Origin of the sequence: Rubritalea sp. (assembly GCF_051252225.1) — a bacterium.
In the GTDB taxonomy this organism is placed as follows: domain Bacteria; phylum Verrucomicrobiota; class Verrucomicrobiia; order Verrucomicrobiales; family Akkermansiaceae; genus Rubritalea.
The window spans coordinates 101,916-119,603 of sequence record NZ_JBPOGE010000002.1; the positions used below are offsets into that span (position 1 = coordinate 101,916).

Annotated in this window: 18 protein-coding genes; 9 read left to right on the forward strand and 9 right to left on the reverse strand. The window is 46.8% G+C overall.

Annotated features, from left to right (window positions below; genetic code table 11):
- Positions 1-6: 6 nt before the first annotated feature.
- From ACSHX2_RS02825 to ACSHX2_RS02835, 3 genes are read right to left on the reverse strand one after another with little or no spacing between them, the layout of a single operon-like run.
- Positions 7-975, reverse strand: coding sequence for an alpha-L-glutamate ligase-like protein (locus tag ACSHX2_RS02825; protein ID WP_435690365.1), 969 nt, complete (start codon positions 973-975; stop codon positions 7-9).
- The gene (locus ACSHX2_RS02830) at positions 972-2,525 is read right to left on the reverse strand and encodes an inactive transglutaminase family protein (RefSeq protein WP_435690366.1); all 1,554 of its coding nucleotides are present in this window, start codon (positions 2,523-2,525) and stop codon (positions 972-974) included. The genes ACSHX2_RS02825 and ACSHX2_RS02830 overlap by 4 nt, the downstream gene beginning before the upstream one ends.
- A gap of 50 nt (positions 2,526-2,575) precedes the next feature.
- Positions 2,576-3,322, reverse strand: a complete 747-nt coding sequence (locus tag ACSHX2_RS02835) for a RimK/LysX family protein (protein WP_435690368.1) — start codon at positions 3,320-3,322, stop codon at positions 2,576-2,578.
- Positions 3,323-3,814: 492 nt separating this feature from the next.
- Between ACSHX2_RS02835 and trmB the strand changes: the two genes are divergently transcribed.
- The 3 genes from trmB to ACSHX2_RS02850 all read left to right on the forward strand — a co-directional run bounded on the left by trmB (position 3,815) and on the right by ACSHX2_RS02850 (position 6,832).
- Positions 3,815-4,426, forward strand: coding sequence for a tRNA (guanosine(46)-N7)-methyltransferase TrmB (gene trmB / locus ACSHX2_RS02840; protein ID WP_435690370.1), 612 nt, complete (start codon positions 3,815-3,817; stop codon positions 4,424-4,426).
- Positions 4,427-4,507: 81 nt separating this feature from the next.
- Positions 4,508-6,190, forward strand: a complete 1,683-nt coding sequence (gene leuA / locus ACSHX2_RS02845) for a 2-isopropylmalate synthase (protein ID WP_435690372.1) — start codon at positions 4,508-4,510, stop codon at positions 6,188-6,190.
- A 6-nt stretch (positions 6,191-6,196) separates the two neighbouring features.
- Entirely contained in the window at positions 6,197-6,832 is a 636-nt protein-coding gene (locus ACSHX2_RS02850) for a metalloprotease (RefSeq protein WP_435690373.1), read from the forward strand.
- A gap of 74 nt (positions 6,833-6,906) precedes the next feature.
- Here the strand turns inward: ACSHX2_RS02850 and ACSHX2_RS02855 are convergent, their stop codons facing one another.
- The 3 genes from ACSHX2_RS02855 to ACSHX2_RS02865 all read right to left on the reverse strand — a co-directional run bounded on the left by ACSHX2_RS02855 (position 6,907) and on the right by ACSHX2_RS02865 (position 8,787).
- Entirely contained in the window at positions 6,907-7,743 is an 837-nt protein-coding gene (locus ACSHX2_RS02855; RefSeq protein WP_435690375.1) for a mechanosensitive ion channel family protein, read from the reverse strand.
- A gap of 68 nt (positions 7,744-7,811) precedes the next feature.
- Positions 7,812-8,255, reverse strand: coding sequence for a bifunctional nuclease family protein (locus ACSHX2_RS02860; protein ID WP_435690377.1), 444 nt, complete (start codon positions 8,253-8,255; stop codon positions 7,812-7,814).
- A 22-nt stretch (positions 8,256-8,277) separates the two neighbouring features.
- The gene (locus tag ACSHX2_RS02865; protein WP_435690379.1) at positions 8,278-8,787 is read right to left on the reverse strand and encodes a gamma carbonic anhydrase family protein; all 510 of its coding nucleotides are present in this window, start codon (positions 8,785-8,787) and stop codon (positions 8,278-8,280) included.
- A gap of 144 nt (positions 8,788-8,931) precedes the next feature.
- Here ACSHX2_RS02865 and ACSHX2_RS02870 point away from each other — a divergent pair, with 144 nt between their 5' ends.
- From ACSHX2_RS02870 to gdhA, 4 genes are all read left to right on the forward strand, one after another.
- The gene (locus tag ACSHX2_RS02870; RefSeq protein WP_435690381.1) at positions 8,932-9,753 is read left to right on the forward strand and encodes a hypothetical protein; all 822 of its coding nucleotides are present in this window, start codon (positions 8,932-8,934) and stop codon (positions 9,751-9,753) included.
- Positions 9,754-9,852: 99 nt separating this feature from the next.
- Complete coding sequence (locus ACSHX2_RS02875) at positions 9,853-10,404, forward strand: shikimate kinase (RefSeq protein ID WP_435690383.1); 552 nt, start codon at positions 9,853-9,855, stop codon at positions 10,402-10,404.
- A gap of 90 nt (positions 10,405-10,494) precedes the next feature.
- On the forward strand, positions 10,495-11,502 hold the full coding sequence (locus ACSHX2_RS02880; protein WP_435690385.1) for a polyprenyl synthetase family protein: 1,008 nt from the start codon (positions 10,495-10,497) through the stop codon (positions 11,500-11,502).
- A 235-nt stretch (positions 11,503-11,737) separates the two neighbouring features.
- Positions 11,738-13,090: an NADP-specific glutamate dehydrogenase gene (gdhA, locus tag ACSHX2_RS02885; protein WP_435690387.1), complete on the forward strand. Its 1,353-nt coding sequence runs from the start codon at positions 11,738-11,740 to the stop codon at positions 13,088-13,090.
- Here gdhA and ACSHX2_RS02890 read toward each other — a convergent pair.
- The 3 genes from ACSHX2_RS02890 to recA form a co-directional block, all read right to left on the reverse strand.
- Complete coding sequence (locus ACSHX2_RS02890) at positions 13,087-13,431, reverse strand: low molecular weight protein tyrosine phosphatase family protein (RefSeq protein ID WP_435690389.1); 345 nt, start codon at positions 13,429-13,431, stop codon at positions 13,087-13,089. The genes gdhA and ACSHX2_RS02890 overlap by 4 nt on opposite strands.
- Complete coding sequence (locus ACSHX2_RS02895; RefSeq protein WP_435690391.1) at positions 13,431-14,033, reverse strand: class I SAM-dependent methyltransferase; 603 nt, start codon at positions 14,031-14,033, stop codon at positions 13,431-13,433. The genes ACSHX2_RS02890 and ACSHX2_RS02895 overlap by 1 nt, the downstream gene beginning before the upstream one ends.
- A gap of 107 nt (positions 14,034-14,140) precedes the next feature.
- Entirely contained in the window at positions 14,141-15,184 is a 1,044-nt protein-coding gene (gene recA, locus ACSHX2_RS02900) for a recombinase RecA (protein WP_435690393.1), read from the reverse strand.
- Between the two features lie 244 nt (positions 15,185-15,428).
- On the opposite strand from recA, the gene ACSHX2_RS02905 reads away from it, so the two are divergent.
- Entirely contained in the window at positions 15,429-16,100 is a 672-nt protein-coding gene (locus tag ACSHX2_RS02905; protein WP_435690395.1) for an HAD family hydrolase, read from the forward strand.
- A gap of 19 nt (positions 16,101-16,119) precedes the next feature.
- Entirely contained in the window at positions 16,120-17,670 is a 1,551-nt protein-coding gene (tatC, locus tag ACSHX2_RS02910) for a twin-arginine translocase subunit TatC (protein ID WP_435690397.1), read from the forward strand.
- Positions 17,671-17,688 lie beyond the last annotated feature (18 nt).

Consider the following 17,688-nt stretch of genomic DNA (forward strand, 5'->3'; position numbering starts at 1 on the left):
ATCTCACTAAGCGAAATGCTTCTGTGAAAAACCAACACGAGCTTCCACAGTAGAGAGCACGCGATCTCGGCGGCTGAGCGCCTCAACCCGCTTAAGCCTAGGCAATAAACCTGCATTGTTAGCCACCTGAATCGCCAATCCAGGACGCGCATTAAGCTCCAAAATCAATGGTCCCAGTTCTTTATCTAACACGATGTCAGCCCCTAGATAACCTAGCTCGGTCATCTCATAAGTTCGGGCGGCTAATTGCATCAGCTCCTCCCATTCAGGAACAACCAGTTCGTGAAGATTTCTGCCCGTATCTGGGTGCTCTAGCACAGGCCGCCCATATTGAACGGCTGAACGCGCGCGCCCCGTCATGAGATCAATCCCCACACCCACAGCGCCTTGGTGCAGGTTTGCTTTCCCATCTGAAGCTTTCGTAGAAAGACGCATCATGGCCATGACTGGATAACCTAAAAATGTGACTACTCTGATATCGGGAACACCTTGGTAGGAGAAACCTTCGAAAGCTTCGCTAAATTTGATCGCGTATTCGATCATCGTTTTATCTCTGCGCCCACCCAACGAATACAAGCCACTGAGCGTATTACTCACATGCCTATGTAGTTCAGAATACGTCTGAACATCTCCACTAGCCTTATAAAAAAGGTCTCCATCACGGTCGTTTATCACCATGATTCCTTTTCCTGCGCTACCCTGAGTTGGCTTAATGACGAACTGCTTGTGATCGCCTAGCACCTTATAAAGCTTTTTCACTTCTGATTGGTGCTCTACCACTCCATATAACTCTGGGACATTTAAACCGAACTCCTTAGCTAGTAGCTTGGTTTTTAATTTATCATCCACACGAGGGTAGAGTTCACGGCGATTGTAACGTGCTATGTAACGCCCATTTCGCTGATTCATCCCCACTATCCCAGCACTGTGTAACTGAGAGGGAGTACAGAACGGAAATCCGAATAAACTCTTCACAGTTTGCCACCTTTCTCAAAAAATGGGGCGAATCGGAACAATTCAGAAACTCGGTATCCGGCATACTGACCCAAGGCCAAAATCACCGCTAACACGATCAATAAAGTCTCTGGGAAAATGAACACCTGGTAGCGTAACATGTCATTATCCATCACAAAGTACGCTAAAATAGCCACGAACAAACTACCGCATGTCTGCTTGGAAACTTCTTTTGCGCCATCTTCTTCCCACAGAATAGATAAGCGTTCCACAGTCCAAGCTAGAATGATCGTCGGGAACAAGGTCACTGACTGCATCAAGCCAATATCAAATCTAGATCCATAGATTCCAAAGCTCACCATAATTCCAATCACCACTACCACCACTGCCGATATCCGCGGCACCAGCAACAGGTCTAGCTTAGAAAGATAACTTCGAACCACCAGCCCGGCGCTCACAACAATAACAAAGAGTACGATTCCTGTGAACAGCTCAGTCTTCAGAAAAGACATAGCCAAAAGAATCGGCATAAAGGTTCCTGAAGTCGAGAGCCCGACGATGTTTCGCATGATCACGACTACCAATGCACCAAACGGAATCATTAAAAGTAGTCTGTACGCGTTTTGTTGTTCTATAGAAAGTGAGAGCAATGAGAAATCTACTAAGCTATTGCCATTTCGTGCAGCGGCCTGCTGCTGAACAAACTCTGTAGGGAGCTGCTGCTCCATACTTGAGAACTCGACTTTAGCATGCTTCCCGCCCTGTAGTTCAAGCAAGCCTGGACCACCACATTGCCATGCTAACAACTTCTCAGTATCCAAAAATTCGGACTCTCCGAAAGCTGTAAACACTCGTTCTTCATTATCAAAAATAAGCACACCTGAATTTAATGGGACACGATTGGTAATCTCACCGAGTTCTAAATAACGAATCAAGTGCGCGTCATAACCCGCCTTCAACATGAGGTTGAGCAGTATTTTATTTTTCGATAAGTCCGTGCTATTCCCAGCAAGCAATGTTTGTACATTCTGATTGCTCGAAGAGCTCAAAATATCATTCAGCTGAGACGTAAAGGTTTCAAGATCAGCCGAGTACTTCCGAGCTTTTGCAATCACTTCATCAGCTGCTACCGCTACCGGCCCTTCAAAGTAAGCTGGATCCAATGACACTGGATCCACCTCAAATGAGTCTACAGCATCCACTGTGCTACGAAAGACGCTGACTCGATAGTATAACTCCTGAGGGCCATCCGCATAATCTTTGGCCCAAGTTACTGTCCTGTATAAACCCGTATTTTCGGATGGAAGCGCTGCAGGAATAAACCCGTAATCACTAGACGCGCCACTCTCTTCTAAAACCCTCAAGTTGCCATACTCTCCAGGAACAGCAAACTTCACTTTTACTGGCTCTGCATCCGCTTGGAAACTTAACTTTGCTTCAATCGTCCACACGTCCGTTTTCTCCTTAGGAAAAAACGGATACCCAATACTGAAACGTTTATAGGAAGCAATGCCCACACCTAATACTAACAAAATTAGTATTACTGCACGTAACTGTAATCGAGCCTTCATAAGGCAGTAAGTATGTTGTTATTGAACCATATCAAGCCTTATTACAAGACCTACAGTTTTTGCTTTTTAAGCAAATTTTTCTTAGACACATCCACAACGGCGATTCCTCTCAATAAATTTCTCCCTACTAACAAAGGGTATTTATACGATGATCGGTCAGCCAAACTAAATTCGAGCAACTCTCTTTCATCCCCATAAGCAATGTGTAATTTCACCACGTAGCGCCTATTAAGGTCATCATCATGCTCCTTAATCCGAACTGTGCGCTCTAACTTACGTTCCAGTTTGGCTCTTGCTCCACCTTTCTCATTCACTAGCTCAAATCGCACCCACTTCACTCCATCCCTCTCGAACGGTTTTATCTTTTCAGCATGGATAGAACAAGTAGTCGCACCTGTATCAATCCGAGCAGAATAATACCACTTCACCTCAAGAATCCCCATCGATTCAACCTCCCCCATCACTAATTCATCATAGTTTACAGGCGCTGCTTTAGGCTTACTTTGAGCCTGAGCTGCCTCTAACTCGTACTTTCTCTCAATCTCAGCAATCTCTCGCTTACTCTGAGCCAGCTCTTGCTCGCGAAGAGCCTCCGTAACCTCTAGCTTAGTCTGAGCCTCAGCTAAATCTAAAGTCATCTGAGTTTCGATCTCAGCTAACTTTTTTTCAGCTTCTACTTGAGCAGATTTGCTCTTCGCTAATGCCTTTGAAACCTTTTTATCGGTACTGACAACCGCACTCTTGGTAACTGCGCTTTCTGTCTGAACTGAGTTAGGCCCAGAACACATTGGCAACATGGCTACACTTATACAGGCGAGAAGCTCTCTTTTCATATCCAGCGACTACTAGCACACGCTTACTATCAATCCAAGACGAATAACACCCCTCTAACTGCACTCTTAACACAGCTCCGTAATAAGGGCATAGAGGCCACCGAAGCTACACCAAACATTGCCAGACAAACCTTCGTATTACTTTTAGCCACAAATGTAGGCTATTCCGAAGCAGGCGAACAATACGAGTAAACAGATGTAGGGGAGAACGTCTTTATTCATGAGCCTTACTACCTAACATAACTTAATTTTGGTTCCAAGAGTGAAGAGCAACGACGCATTGCGCAGAAAGGCATTTCAGCCCGAAGGGTGCATCTCATTTTAAAATGAGCTAAGCTCACAAATGATAAGAATAAATAACCTACGTACTAGAACAGGAGGCCTCTAGATGAAAAACCACTCAATCTACCTTTCCTAGTCTTGCATATGCCAAATTCCCTTAGCAGACTTCGCCCCATGAAATCTGAGCACCGTACGCCAGTTCCCAATGAATTCATGCCGGACGATTACTTCGTCCGCGTGGATCCAAGTAGCATTTTCGAAAAAGACCAACCACTAGAGCTCGACCTTGGCTGTGGCGACGGTTCCTTCCTTATTGCAATGGCTCAACAATTCCCTGAACGGAACTTTCTCGGAGTCGAGCGCCTCCTTGGCCGTGCTAAAAAAGTATGCCGCAAGGCAACCAATCAGAAGCTCGATAACTGCAAAGTCCTGCGCCTCGAATCAAAATACGTCATTGAGTGGCTCTTCCCTGAGAACTCAATCGATCGCCTGCACCTCCTCTGCCCTGACCCTTGGCCCAAAGCCCGTCATCACAAAAACCGCCTCGTTCAGCAGGGCTTCTTAGAAGCACTCTATAAAGCACTCAAACCTGGTGGAGAGTTTTGTTTCAAGACCGACCACCCAGAATACTTCGAGTGGGTCGAAGAAGAAATGAAAACCTTCAAGAAGCTAGAACCACTCGAATGGCCCGAAGACGCATTTTTTTACCCGAAGACTGACTTCCAACTCCAATGGGAAGCTGAAGGAAAAGTAATCGAGCGCGCTCGCTTCCGTAAACCAGAGTAAACTCTATTTGCACTTCTCCCCATTTCACGTAACACGTAAAGCATAACACGTAACCCAGCTCGGCATTGCCGAGCAACCGTCATGAAACCAGACACCATCAGTAAATATCGCCCGTTTCCACCCGTAAAATTGACCGACCGCACATGGCCAGATCAGCAGATCACTTCTGCTCCTATCTGGTGCTCGGTCGATCTACGCGATGGTAATCAGGCGCTACCCCAGCCGATGACTGTGGAAGAGAAGCTAGAGTTCTTCGACCTTCTCTGCCGCATTGGTTTCAAACAAATCGAAATCGGCTTCCCATCCGCAGCCGACACCGAATTCAATTTCTGCCGTCGCTTGATCGAGGAAAATCGCATCCCTGAAGATGTGACTATCCAAATACTTGTGCAAACTCGCGAACACCTTATCCGTCGTTCATTCGAAGCGATCAAGGGAGCGAAGCGAGTGATTGTTCACATCTATAACTCTACTTCACCGCTTCAACGCCGCATCACATTTAGCGATGCGTCTCGTGAAGCTATCCGCGACATCGCCATCTCAGGTGCTGAGTTAGTCAAAGAACTTGTCCCTAGCATCCCAGAAACGGAAATCGTTCTTCAGTATTCCCCTGAGTCATTCTCTGACACCGAACTCGATTTCGCAGTTGAATGCTGCAACGCAGTGATCGACATCTGGGAACCAACACCAGAGAAGACGATGATTATCAACTTGCCGGACACGGTGCAGTGGGCGACACCTAACATCCATGCCGACCAGATCGAATGGATGTGCCGTCACTTGAACCGCCGCGACTCACTCGACGTTTCATTACACACGCACAACGACCGCGGCACAGGTACTGCAGCGACCGAGTTAGGTCTCATGGCTGGTGCTGACCGTGTAGAAGGCACACTTTTCGGAAATGGTGAGCGCACTGGAAATCTCGACATAGTCAACGTTTCGCTCAACATGAACTCGCATGGCATACCCACAGGACTAGATTTCAGCAATCTTGCTGACATTAGGGCCGTCTATGAGCGCGTCACCCGCATGAGCGTCTCCGAGCGTGCGCCCTACGCTGGTGAACTCGTATTCACAGCCTTTTCTGGCTCCCACCAAGATGCCATTAAAAAAGGTTTAGACCGCCGCCAAAAAGAGACTGCTGAAACCCCTGATATTGCATGGGGCGTCCCCTACCTTACGATCGACCCGCAAGACATCGGGCGTTCTTATGAAGCTATCATCCGAATCAACTCACAATCAGGTAAAGGAGGCGTCGCCTATGTGCTCGATCGAGAGCACGGGTTTGACTTACCTAAAACCATGCACCCGCAGGTAGGCAAAGTCATCTACGAACTCGCCGACTCAGAGAGCAAAGAACTCGATTCGGACGAAATACGCGAAGCCTTCTTCCAGCATTTTGTAAATCTCAGCAGCCCACTTCAGTTGATCGAATACGAACTCGACCACCTCAGTGCAGGCGTAGTCAAATGTCATGCCACCATCCTTTACCAAGGAAAAGAAATGCGAGTCGAAGGAACCGGCAACGGACCTATCAACTCCTTCGTCCATGCTCTTGAAGTAGCAGGACTTAAGAACTCCACTCTCACTGATTACCGCTCCCATGCCATCCGTATGGGATCTGACTCTGACTCTGCAGCCTACATCCAACTTCGCTCAGATGAGGACAACACCATACTCTGGGGCTGCGGCGTAGATCCATCCATCGAAATGGCGGGCCTCCGAGCTCTCGTCAGTGCGTTTAACCTTCTTCACTCCTAGATCGATATGATTGAGTTTAAACTATTCGGCATCCCCGTTCGTGTGATGCCGATCTTCTGGATCACGCTAGGTCTCATTGGGCTAATTGGCTCTGACATCCAAGATGGCAATGGATTACTAGAAATCGCGCTCTTCGTGCTCGCAGGTTTTTTCTCCATCTTGATACATGAAATGGGTCATGCCTTGATGATCAAAAAGTACAAACTACCCACTCAGGTTGTACTCGCGTCATTCGGTGGCTACGCCATGTACCCAGCTGGTGTCCTTAACCGCTTACAGTCATTTCTTGTCACAGCTGCAGGTCCTGGATTACAGATCCTAGGAGGCCTCGTCGTACTCATTGCTCTTAAATTCGTAGAACTACCAAACTCAATGATTCTCATCTTCTTCGATGATTTCCTCTGGGTGAGTTTTGCATGGGCCATACTCAACTGCCTCCCCATTCTACCTCTCGACGGTGGTCAGATGCTTTCCGCAATTATGGGACCAAAGCGTAGCTCTGCGGTATATCTCATCAGCGTCATCATTGCTGGAGTTATGGCAGCTCTCGCTCTAAAGATTGGCGCTATATTTGGCGTACTCTTCATGGGCATGTTCGCTTGGCAAAACTTCAAAGCGTGGCAGCAATCAAAAGGCAAATAAGCTTATCCTCTCTAAATAAAAATGCTCCATCAGCGCAAGCCGATGGAGCATTTTTTGTTAAGTTTAGAAAAATATTATGCAGAAACTTGATGCATGTAGACATCCTGCTGCGGGAATGGAATGGAAATACCTGCTGCGTCGAAAGCCTTTTTCACATTCTCAATCGTCGTAAAGTGCACATCCCAGTAATCTTCAGACTTCGCCCAAACACGTACAGTGAAGTTCACCGAGCTATCTGCAAGCGCACCAACCTTGATAAATGGCTCGCGCCCTTCTTGATCATTATAGATAGCACCTTGCTCGGCCAACACGGACTCGATCACGCTGCGCGCTTTGTCAATAGAATCACCATAGCCAATACCAAATACGAAATCGACACGGCGATCAGACATAGTTGAGTAATTAACCATAGAGTCGTTAGAAAGCTTCCCATTAGGGATGTGAATCATCTTATTGTCTGGAGTCAGAAGAATCGTCTGAAAAATCTGAATCTCCTTCACAGAACCAATAAATCCCTGAGCTTCAATCACATCACCCACCTTAAATGGACGGAAAATTAGCAACATCACACCACCTGCAAAATTCTGCAGAGTACCGCTCAGAGCCATACCAATAGCTAAACCCATAGCTGCAAAAATCGCAGCGAAAGATGTTGCTTGAATTCCAATAGTCTCAATCGCTGTCACGACAACTCCAACCTTAATCAAGGTTGAAACTAAAGTGCAAATAAAGGGCTTAACAGTTGAATCGACCCCTCTTTTATCGAGGTTTTTGCCAACTAAAATACTTATCCAGCCAGCCACTTTCCACCCCACAACTAGAGTGATAAGTGCCAATAAAATTTTCACGCCCCAGTCAGCACCTAGTGCTATGAGCGATGCCATATCCATCTGAGCTAATAATGTGTTCATCGGCAATAAAACTAACTGTTAGCGGAAAAATTTCCACTCTAATTTTTTGAACAACCGTCCGCTTAAAGTCACTGTTCTTGCTGCATTTTTAGCAGCACAGCGCTCATGTCTTCAAGCCCTTCCCATATATCACTAAGAAAATAGATCGGAGCCCCTGCGCGAACAGCCATAGCGATGCTATCACTCGGTCTGGCATCGAGCTCAATAATCTTGCGCTCCATCAGTTCATTTTGCGCTTCTACAAAAAGTCGCGCATAAAAAACTTCTCCTTCGACTTTCACGATCAAGACACGAGTTACTCTCCCCCCAAGTGCATTTAAGCACTCGGAAAAGAGATCGTGAGTCAAAGGTCGCGGCGGCACCTCATTAGCCAGCACCACATTGATCGATGCACCAATCGATGGATCAACATAAAACAGAATAGACTTCTTCCCATCTCCCAAAAACACCGCACACCCCGCCTGGGTAGGCATGAGAGCTATGGGCTCAACTTTCACAACATTTGCAGCCATTATCTAAAAAAATTAAAATACCTCAGCGGGCCATATACTTGCGCGACTGAAGCACATACTTTTCAGCCCAGTGCTTCACATTTTGCTGATCTTTCAGATCGAGCATTTTCACAACTTTTGCTGGTGATCCTACCACTAATGATCCCGGAGGTATGATGGTCCCGCTAGTGACCAACGCATTTGCCCCGATAATTGATCTCTCTCCGATCACTGCCCCATCAAGAATACAAGACCCCATACCTACGAGCACCTCATCTTTTACCGTCGCGGCATGCACTATCGCACCATGACCCACAGTAACCAACTCACCTAAACACGTCCCATAGTCATCTGATAAATGAATCACCGCATTGTCTTGGACGTTTGAGCGAGGACCGATGACAATCTCGTTTATATCACCGCGAAGCGTCGCATTATACCAAATGCTAGATTCTTCCTCGAGCTTGACGCGACCAATAATATCCGCACTTGCTGCCACAAAAGCACTCTCGTGAATCACTGGCTCGAAATTTTCGTAACACTCAATCGCCATAAGAAAAAACTAGAGCGCCGACTCAAAACCTCAAACCAAATTCGGGCAGAATACTAAAATAAAGAACTTCCCTTGCTCTTGACGCATTCTTGAGCGACTCTATACGACATTCTTCGCTACCAGATTTGGCGGCAAAGCTCCATTATGCATCAGTTTCTCACAATCATCGGCATCATCCTCGTTGGCATGGCCCTACGTTCATGCCGTCGCAGAATTTTCCGTAAACTCGGAGCACTTATTTACCTTCTCAGCACTGGCCTGGTCACCTATTTCCTCACCGACGGCAACATCCCCCTCTCCATCGCCACCATTTTCATTTGGTTTTTCCTTCCATGGCTCGAGCTCATTTCACGGGTCCGAAAAATGCGCATCCCTCTTGATAATCGCCTCAATGAACAGCGTCGCCCACAGCTTAGTGACTTCCCTGAAGCCTACCACACCATTTCAGAACTAGAAGAAATCGGATTCGAACACAGCTCTGACTATGGCTGGGATTGGGCGAATACTTCCCAACACTATAGCTTCTACTGGCACCCTGAAGAACGAGTGGTCGTCGCGGTAAGCCTCTGCAAGCAGTCGAATATTGCATTTTCATATGTCACCGTTTCCTCCCGTAATAGTGATGGGAAAATCTACCGTACGAGTAATTTCCCGTTCTCCCCAACGCTCAAGAACTCCCCCAATGTAGCCTGGAATCAAATCGCCTGCCGCCACTGCTCACTTCCATCAATTCTCGCTTATCACCAGAAGTTCATCCAGAAAAAGGGTGACTCACTTGATACCCTTATGATGCCAGATCCAGACCTTCTTGATTCAGAGGTAGAGTCTGACATGCGTGATCAGATTCGCTTCAATCTTAAAACGGGTATCATCACCCCTACCGAGAACGATAATTTCCGCTACTCATTTCGCGGGCTCTGCTACCTTTGGCGACAATTTATCAAAGACATGATCAGACTGAGTTAGGAGCTCACACCTCCCTCATAAGCACTCTCTAACAAACTAACGCATCACTCTTCTGATCTCCGTTCTGGTCAAGCCAACATTGATGCCTACACTCACGCCATGAATGAAGAAAAACCTCAACCAGCTAAGAATATCATCTTGGTCGGATTTATGGGTTCCGGAAAATCAACCATCGGTCGAGAACTTGGTAATTTACTAAGCTACCCACTAATCGACACGGACTCACAGATTGAGGAGTTAGAAAAAATCAGTATCGCTGACATTTTTTCGCTGAAAGGCGAACCCCACTTTCGAAGTTGCGAAACACAGGTGGTTGAAAACCTGATCGAGCAAGGCCTAACCCACCACATCATTGCCACTGGCGGTGGGTTACCAGTACGAGAAGAGAACCGACCTCTACTGCAAAAACTCGGTTATGTTGTCTGGCTCGACGCCAATAGTGACACCATTCTGGAACGAACATCACGGACGAACACGCGCCCGCTTCTGCAAACCGAGAATCCACGCGAAACCATCGAACGCATGCTTGAAAAACGCAACTCAATCTATCAAGATGTCGCCCATCTGCGACTACAAACAAGTGGCCTCAGCATCGCCGAAACAGCCCACGGAATACTCGAAAGTGCACGTTACTTTTTTGGGCACTCCTAATTAACGATTACAGTTGCATCTGGCTTCCGACTGTGAAGAATCTCCGAGCCCGCTTTTAAGCCCCGAAGCACACGTACCACACCACTTTTCATGGCTCTCCTTAAACCATTCACTGACTCCAAAGGACGTATCCCCTTCGAACTCGTCCGCAAGGAAATCAAGCAGGTTGAAAAGCAAATAAGCGAACAAGTTCGCGCATTTGATAAGGAAATCGAACCCTACATCGACTATATTTGTAATACGAGCGGCAAACGCATCCGTCCAGCTTTGGCAATCTTAGCCGGTGGAGCGCTTGGTAAGATTACCAATGACAACCTCAAAATTGGTGTTATTTTCGAGCTCATTCATATGGCCACGCTCGTCCATGATGACATCATAGATGAAGCTGACACACGCCGAAAAACACCTACCCCAAATGCAAAATGGGGTAATGGAATGGCTGTACTCTTAGGTGACGCTCTGTTCTCGCACTCACTACTTCTTGCCACTGAATTTGGCGACATCGACATTTGTAGAAAAGTCGGCACAGCCTCACGCGAAGTTTGTCAAGGTGAGGTCATTCAGACCCAGCGCCGTTTCGACCTCAATCTATCCAAAGAAGAATACTTTCGTATCATTGCAATGAAAACAGGGGCTCTCTTTGCTGCTTCTGCTAGCATCTCAGCTACTCTTTCAGGGGCTGATAGTACGATTGAGCAAAAAATCTATGACTACGGTCTTAAGCTCGGCACCGCGTTCCAGATCTATGATGACTGTCTAGATCTCGTCGGCTCTGAAGACACTGTAGGGAAGACTCTCCGCACTGACCTTGAAAAAGGTAAACTCACTCTACCCCTCTTGCTATTGTTAGAAACTGCTCCTGCTGCAGCGCGAAAACAACTTCAGCAAGACATCAAGAGAAACATCCCGCTAGACTTCGAAGTCCTTGTCGGGAAAGACGCCTACCAAAGCGCAGTCGATTCCTCTCTGGACACAGCTGTGGACATGCTCAGCGAAGCGCGTGAAAACCTTACTTGTCTCGGTGAGAATGAGTACACTACTGGTTTGTTAGAAATCACACGTTATCTAGAAGGCTTGATTAACAAATGCCGAGCATAGCATGCTTCCGATCAGACGCGTCATAGGCCTATCGCTCCTGCTAGGAGGCTTCATTGCGGCATACTTCGGCATCGCAGGACTAATCATTGCCAGTTTCCTTTGGGTCCTCGGCACCGCGATTTTTGCCCACTCTTTTCTTAGGTAGTAGCCTTTGGATATTCTTACTTGGTCCACTAACAGTCATATTGTAGAGTTATTTCTAGAATAAATATAGAGATCAACACTCCTACCTAACATGACTAGTAAAAGCTTCTACGACCTCGACTGCTTCATGCACGGACTCAAACGACGTAACCCTGCAGAACCTAACTTCCACCAAGCTGTTCACGAAGTAGTAGAGAGTGTGATACCCCTTATTCGCGAAACTCAAGCTTACCGAGATGCGAGTATCCTTGAGCGGCTAACCGAACCAGACCGCATCATCACCTTTCGCGTAACCTGGATGGACGACGCTGGTAACACCCGTGTAAATCGAGCATGGCGAGTTCAATTCAATAACAGTATTGGACCGTATAAAGGCGGACTACGTTTCCATAAAGATGTCGATCTCGACACTCTCAAATTCCTTGGTTTCGAACAAACCTTCAAAAACTCTCTAACCGGTTTGCCTATGGGGGGAGCTAAAGGCGGATCAAATTTTAACCCAAAGGGTAAAAGCGACGGCGAGGTCATGCGCTTCTGTCACGCTATGATGACCGAACTCCAACGCCATATCGGCGAGGACACAGACGTGCCCGCTGGTGACATTGGCGTGGGCGGCCGTGAACTTGGTTATCTCTTTGGCCAATACAAACGACTCAACAACCGTTTCGCTGGAGTACTCACAGGCAAGGGGCTCTCCTTTGGCGGCAGCGCTGGCCGGAAAGAAGCCACTGGCCATGGTGCTGTCTATTTTCTCAAAGAAATTCTTGAGCATCAAGGCGAAGGCCTCTCTGGGAAAACTGCTATCGTTTCAGGTTCAGGAAATGTCGCACTCTACGCGATCGAAAAACTAAATGAGCTCGGCTGTAAAACTCTGACAGCTTCCGACTCCTCAGGTTTCATCTTCGATCCAGATGGCATCACAGATGAAAAGCTCGAGTTTCTTAAAGAACTCAAGGAAGTTCGCCGTGGCCGTATCCATGAATACGCGGATAAATTCGGCTGTGAATTCCACGCGGGAAAACGACCATGGTCAGTGAAAGCTGACTTTGCTCTTCCCTGCGCTACGCAGAACGAGATCGATGCTGAGGATGCAAGAGAACTCGTTTCTAACAATGTTCATGCAGTTATAGAGGGGGCAAACATGCCCACTACCGCAGATGCTGTGCTCATTCTCCAACAAGCTGGTATCACCTTCGGCCCAGCAAAAGCGGCCAACGCTGGTGGAGTGGCTGTATCAGGTCTAGAACAAAGTCAAAATGCGCTCCGTATTGCCTGGACTCATGAAGAAGTAGACAATCGCCTCCAAGGCATCATGCGCGGCATCCACCAAAAATGTCTCAGACATAGCGAAGAAGTGCATGGAACTGTCGATTACATCAAAGGAGCAAACATAGCAGGATTTACTAAAGTCGCAGACGCTATGGTCGCCTATGGCGCTGTTTAATAGTCCCACGTTGAGAGCTCTGACTCGACTCCGAGTTGGAGTAACTCAATCAGCTCTTCATTCATATACGGATAGATGTCTGGTATATCGAGACAACTGATCTCAGGTAGTTCAGCCTTTGCTGTATACTCCTGAGCGATTCTCCGTTTTTGCTCCCGCTCCATCACAAAAACAAGATCAGCCCATTCTAAGTCTTTGGCTGAAAGGTGCCGCTTCGCAACTTTACTCAAGCCAGCGCTGCGCACCGAAAAGCGTTGGTCATTTTGGTAAATTTTTTCGGCGGTAGGGCTGCGCCATTGATTCTTCCCACAGATGAAGAGAATATTGAATGTTTCTACCATTACCGTTTCCGAGCAATCAAATACACATGCCCCTCTCCAGGCCCTTGATCGAATTCTAGATGGATGCACTCGCAGCCAAATTGAGTAATAAGTTCTAGGTTCTTAGTTAAGCCTAGCGAACTGTACTCAAAATCCTGTCCTTCAAAGCCTCCAGAGATTTCACCTTCCTCACTTACTCCACCAAAAGTGTAAATCAGTATACCTCCTTCAACGAGAGCACTACACATACTCTTCAATGCTGGCTCTTGACCAACTAAAGGTAAATGGAAGGTGCTGTCCCATGCTGAAATAAATGCATAGCCATTATCTAACTGACAGTTGGCTATGTCTCCTTGAAAGTACCGACAGTCGAAAAGCTCATTTTCCGCTAGTTTGAGCATCTCTTCTGAGCAATCCATCCCTTCGACATCAAAGCCTTTCTCTTTCAGTACACGCATGAAGCGTCCACTGCTGCCACAGCCGACATCGAGTGCCTTCCCCTGTTCTAACGAAAAGCTAATCGCTCGCTCTAATTGCTTCACACCATAACCCGAATCTCGGTGCCTCTCTCCCCACCAGTGTGCGAGTTCGTCATACCCAATTGCAGTCTGTTCCACTTCCATTTCGTATCTCTAACTAAATTTTCGCCTCTCTAAAAACACAAAAGAGCCACTCATTCTAGCGAGTGGCTCTTATTGGTGATTCTATCGATTATAGAAGTTATCTGAAATTACTTTTTACGATTCGACAGCTCTTCTTTGACAAGTTCTTCAAGCTCATTATAAAGCTCTTCATTCTCCTTGAGAGCTATCTTAGCCGCATCGCGACCTTGTGCAAGTTGGTTACCATTGTAGGAAAACCATGAACCACGCTTGAGAATAAGGTCATATTCAAGAGCTAGATCTAGAAGTGATCCCACAGACGAGATCCCTTCGTTGTACATAATGTCGAACTCAGCTTCTGTGAATGGTGGTGCTACTTTGTTCTTCACAATCTTGATCTTCGTTCTACTCCCTAGGACAGTACCATCCGTACCCTTGATCTGACCGATACGGCGAATATCCACACGAACTGAAGCAAAGAACTTCAGAGCACGTCCACCCGGAGTCGTTTCTGGACTACCGAACATTACCCCGATTTTTTCACGAATCTGGTTAGTAAAGATACACACGGTACGTGCTTTCGAGATGAAGCTCGTAAGCTTACGCATTGCTGCAGACATCAAGCGAGCCTGCGCTCCCACTGTGGAATCGCCAATTTCACCAGCGAGCTCCTGCTTAGTTACCAACGCAGCAACTGAGTCGAGCACGATCACATCAATTGCGTTTGAGCGAACAAGTGTCTCACAAATCTGAAGCGCTTCCTCACCAGAAGACGGCTGAGAAATGAGAAGGTCATCGAGATTCACTCCAAGACGGCGTGCATACTGCGGATCAAGAGCATGCTCTACATCGATAAACGCCGCTAGCCCGCCCCTTTTCTGAGCTTGAGCAATTGCCGTGAGAGTAAGAGTTGTCTTACCTGAAGATTCAGGACCGAAAACTTCTACAATTCGACCGCGTGGGAAGCCACCAACACCAAGAGCACGGTCGATTAAAAGGTTCCCTGTAGGAATAACGTCCACATCAACGCAGTTTGCATCCCCCATACGCATAATCGCAGTTTCACCAAATTCCTTCTGAATATGCGTGATCGCTAGATCAAGGTTCTTGTTACGTGCTTCTTTAACTTTTAGCGCTGCTTTTTCCTCAGCAGCAGATTCTTTCGTGGACATATGAGTAATGAGTTCGGGTTGGGAAGACACAGTATTAGTAAGTCGTCTTAATGACTACACATTGCCTAACACCTTCACTTAGGTCAATCAAAAAAGGTGTTCACTGGAACAGTTTTTAGACTAAAACTAAAGAAACCTCTTTAGTTTACTTAAGTTTTTTGTCCTCTATTTTTTACCTACTTGGCTCTTTCGAATTATTTGACTCTTCACTTTCCAAATGCGCTTCGCACATTAAGCTCTCACCATGCTCGCGCTATCGCTCACACCTAAAGCTGTACTCTTTGATTTCGATGGAGTCATTCTCGACACAGAATGGCCAATCTATCAAACATGGCTAAAACTGTTTCAATCTGAGGGACAAGATCTACCGATTGAAACTTATGTGCAGTGCATAGGATCAGACTTCGACACCTGGTCACCAGAGAAACACCTAGAGGAGCTTACTGGTAAAACTTACAATTGGGGGGAAATCAACCCACCACGCCAAGTCGAAATCCGCGCAGCTTTAGAAAACCCCATCGCTCTCCCGGGTGTACGCGAACTCTTTGAACACCTTTTCACATTAGAAATCCCTATCCTTGTCGTTTCTTCTTCTACCCACGACTGGGTCGATAATTGGTTAAAGAAGCTCCACCTCATGGACATGGTCCAGACCACGGTTTGTCGTGGGGACGCACCTCGCATCAAACCATCTCCAGACCTCTATATCGAAGCGGTTCGCCAAGTGGAACTACCCGCCAAAGATTGTCTCGTCATAGAAGACTCTCTCAATGGAACAAAAGCCGCCATCGGCGCAGGCTGCCAAACACTCGTCGTCCCCTCACGACTTACTAACTGCCTAGATTTTTCTATCGCTGATAATGTGATAGAAAGCCTCAAGGAGCTTCTTCCCGCGGAAAAAATTCTCAGCTTCTAAAGCCTAATTATTTCAGAATATGTTTCTTCTAACAAAGGCATTCAAGCTGCGGGATAAGGTGAACAATGACGGGCATGAAAAGCCCTTCCTTGAGCACCTCGAAGATCTGCGAGTAATGATTACTCGCATTGTGGCCACACTGATGATTTCCACTCTTCTTTGCTACTTCTTCAAGGACACATTGATGGACTTGTTACGTCAGCCCATTGAAACGGTATGGGAACAGAATCAACAAAGTAAATTACCAGAAGAAATCACTCCAGACATATGGGAACAAGCTAAGAATGCATCACATTTTTCGGCTAGTCTCAGTGAGGATTCAAAAAAGCTCTACTTCGATCAGTTTGATACCCCGAGACTCTCATTCTACGCCGAGTGCGCAGGCTATTACCGAGCCGCCAGATCGATCGAAATACCAGAGCACCGTATCACCTTTATAGACTCGCTTCCTGACACCTCAAAGGCAGTTCGAGACCAAACAAAAAAGCTCCTGAAGTCTGAGCCAAGCGTGCAACTAAACGCTAAGAATAACGTCGTCTACATGCGCTCGCTGAAGCCAACTGAGACGTTTATGCTCTCGCTGAAATTAGCGTTTTTTGCAGGCCTCATCATCTCCTTCCCTTTCATCCTCACCTTTGCCCTACAATTCATAATACCAGGTCTCAAAGAAAACGAGAAGAAGGCTCTATGGCCAGCTATGATTATTGGCTTCGGTTTATTTCTATGCGGCGTATTCTTTTGCTACTTTATCGTCCTACCGAAAGCACTTGAATTCTTCTACCTCTACTCTGCCAGCATGGGGGTTGAGAATGAATGGCGTATCGGTGAATACATCACTTTTGCCACCCAGTTCACCCTCATTTTCGGTTTGGCTTTTGAGCTTCCTGTCGTCGTCATGACCTTGGTGAAAATAGGTCTATTAGATTATGAAGTCATGAGCCGCACGCGGTCCTATGCTATCGTTTCCATCTTCATCATCGCAGCTATTATTACCCCTACAGGTGATGCGCTCACGCTCTGCATGCTCGCTGGTCCGATGACACTACTCTATGAATTCTGTATCTGGTTCGCGTACTTTACCCGAAAGAAAGAGTTAAAAGAGGAAGCTGAGGCACGAGCCACGCAGGCACCTCGCATCGCAGCTGCTCCTGGTAGCCTCGCTGCACTAGAAGCTGCAGAGTGTCACCTCGACGACGATGATGAGGAAGACTATGCAAATGATCACCCTCTCGACGAGGGAGATGAATTTGACGATGGCGAGTACGAGTGTGAAGAAAACACCAAACTCGATACTCTCCGCGCCCCCTATGATCCAAATAGCTCACCTGAGGAAGATTATGATCATCATGAGAACCATTACGGTGAAGATCATTTCTGCGAAGAGGACTTTAATAACGAACATCTCGAAGAAGAAGCATCTCTAGATCAAGAAAGCTCTGTGGATGATCCTCAGCTCGTAGACGCCATAGCTAAACTCGAAGAGTTACGTGAAAAAATTAAAGCGCTCGAAAAGAATGCGCTCCCGGCTGAAGAGCCAGACTCTTCTGACGATGCCGATAACAAGAACTAATAAACTCCTCTTACACTC

Bases quoted from the DNA above. Each gene is read 5' to 3' on its own strand.
- ACSHX2_RS02830 (WP_435690366.1), bottom strand. From the start codon at position 2,525: ATGAAGGCTCGATTACAGTTACGTGCAGTAATACTAATTTTGTTAGTA.
- ACSHX2_RS02835 (WP_435690368.1), bottom strand. From the start codon at position 3,322: ATGTTGCCAATGTGTTCTGGGCCTAACTCAGTTCAGACAGAAAGCGCA.
- trmB (WP_435690370.1), top strand. From the start codon at position 3,815: ATGAAATCTGAGCACCGTACGCCAGTTCCCAATGAATTCATGCCGGAC.
- leuA (WP_435690372.1), top strand. From the start codon at position 4,508: ATGAAACCAGACACCATCAGTAAATATCGCCCGTTTCCACCCGTAAAA.
- ACSHX2_RS02850 (WP_435690373.1), top strand. From the start codon at position 6,197: ATGATTGAGTTTAAACTATTCGGCATCCCCGTTCGTGTGATGCCGATC.
- ACSHX2_RS02855 (WP_435690375.1), bottom strand. From the start codon at position 7,743: ATGAACACATTATTAGCTCAGATGGATATGGCATCGCTCATAGCACTA.
- ACSHX2_RS02860 (WP_435690377.1), bottom strand. From the start codon at position 8,255: ATGGCTGCAAATGTTGTGAAAGTTGAGCCCATAGCTCTCATGCCTACC.
- ACSHX2_RS02865 (WP_435690379.1), bottom strand. From the start codon at position 8,787: ATGGCGATTGAGTGTTACGAAAATTTCGAGCCAGTGATTCACGAGAGT.
- ACSHX2_RS02870 (WP_435690381.1), top strand. From the start codon at position 8,932: ATGCATCAGTTTCTCACAATCATCGGCATCATCCTCGTTGGCATGGCC.
- ACSHX2_RS02875 (WP_435690383.1), top strand. From the start codon at position 9,853: ATGAATGAAGAAAAACCTCAACCAGCTAAGAATATCATCTTGGTCGGA.
- ACSHX2_RS02880 (WP_435690385.1), top strand. From the start codon at position 10,495: ATGGCTCTCCTTAAACCATTCACTGACTCCAAAGGACGTATCCCCTTC.
- gdhA (WP_435690387.1), top strand. From the start codon at position 11,738: ATGACTAGTAAAAGCTTCTACGACCTCGACTGCTTCATGCACGGACTC.
- ACSHX2_RS02890 (WP_435690389.1), bottom strand. From the start codon at position 13,431: ATGGTAGAAACATTCAATATTCTCTTCATCTGTGGGAAGAATCAATGG.
- ACSHX2_RS02895 (WP_435690391.1), bottom strand. From the start codon at position 14,033: ATGGAAGTGGAACAGACTGCAATTGGGTATGACGAACTCGCACACTGG.
- recA (WP_435690393.1), bottom strand. From the start codon at position 15,184: ATGTCCACGAAAGAATCTGCTGCTGAGGAAAAAGCAGCGCTAAAAGTT.
- ACSHX2_RS02905 (WP_435690395.1), top strand. From the start codon at position 15,429: ATGCTCGCGCTATCGCTCACACCTAAAGCTGTACTCTTTGATTTCGAT.
- tatC (WP_435690397.1), top strand. From the start codon at position 16,120: ATGTTTCTTCTAACAAAGGCATTCAAGCTGCGGGATAAGGTGAACAAT.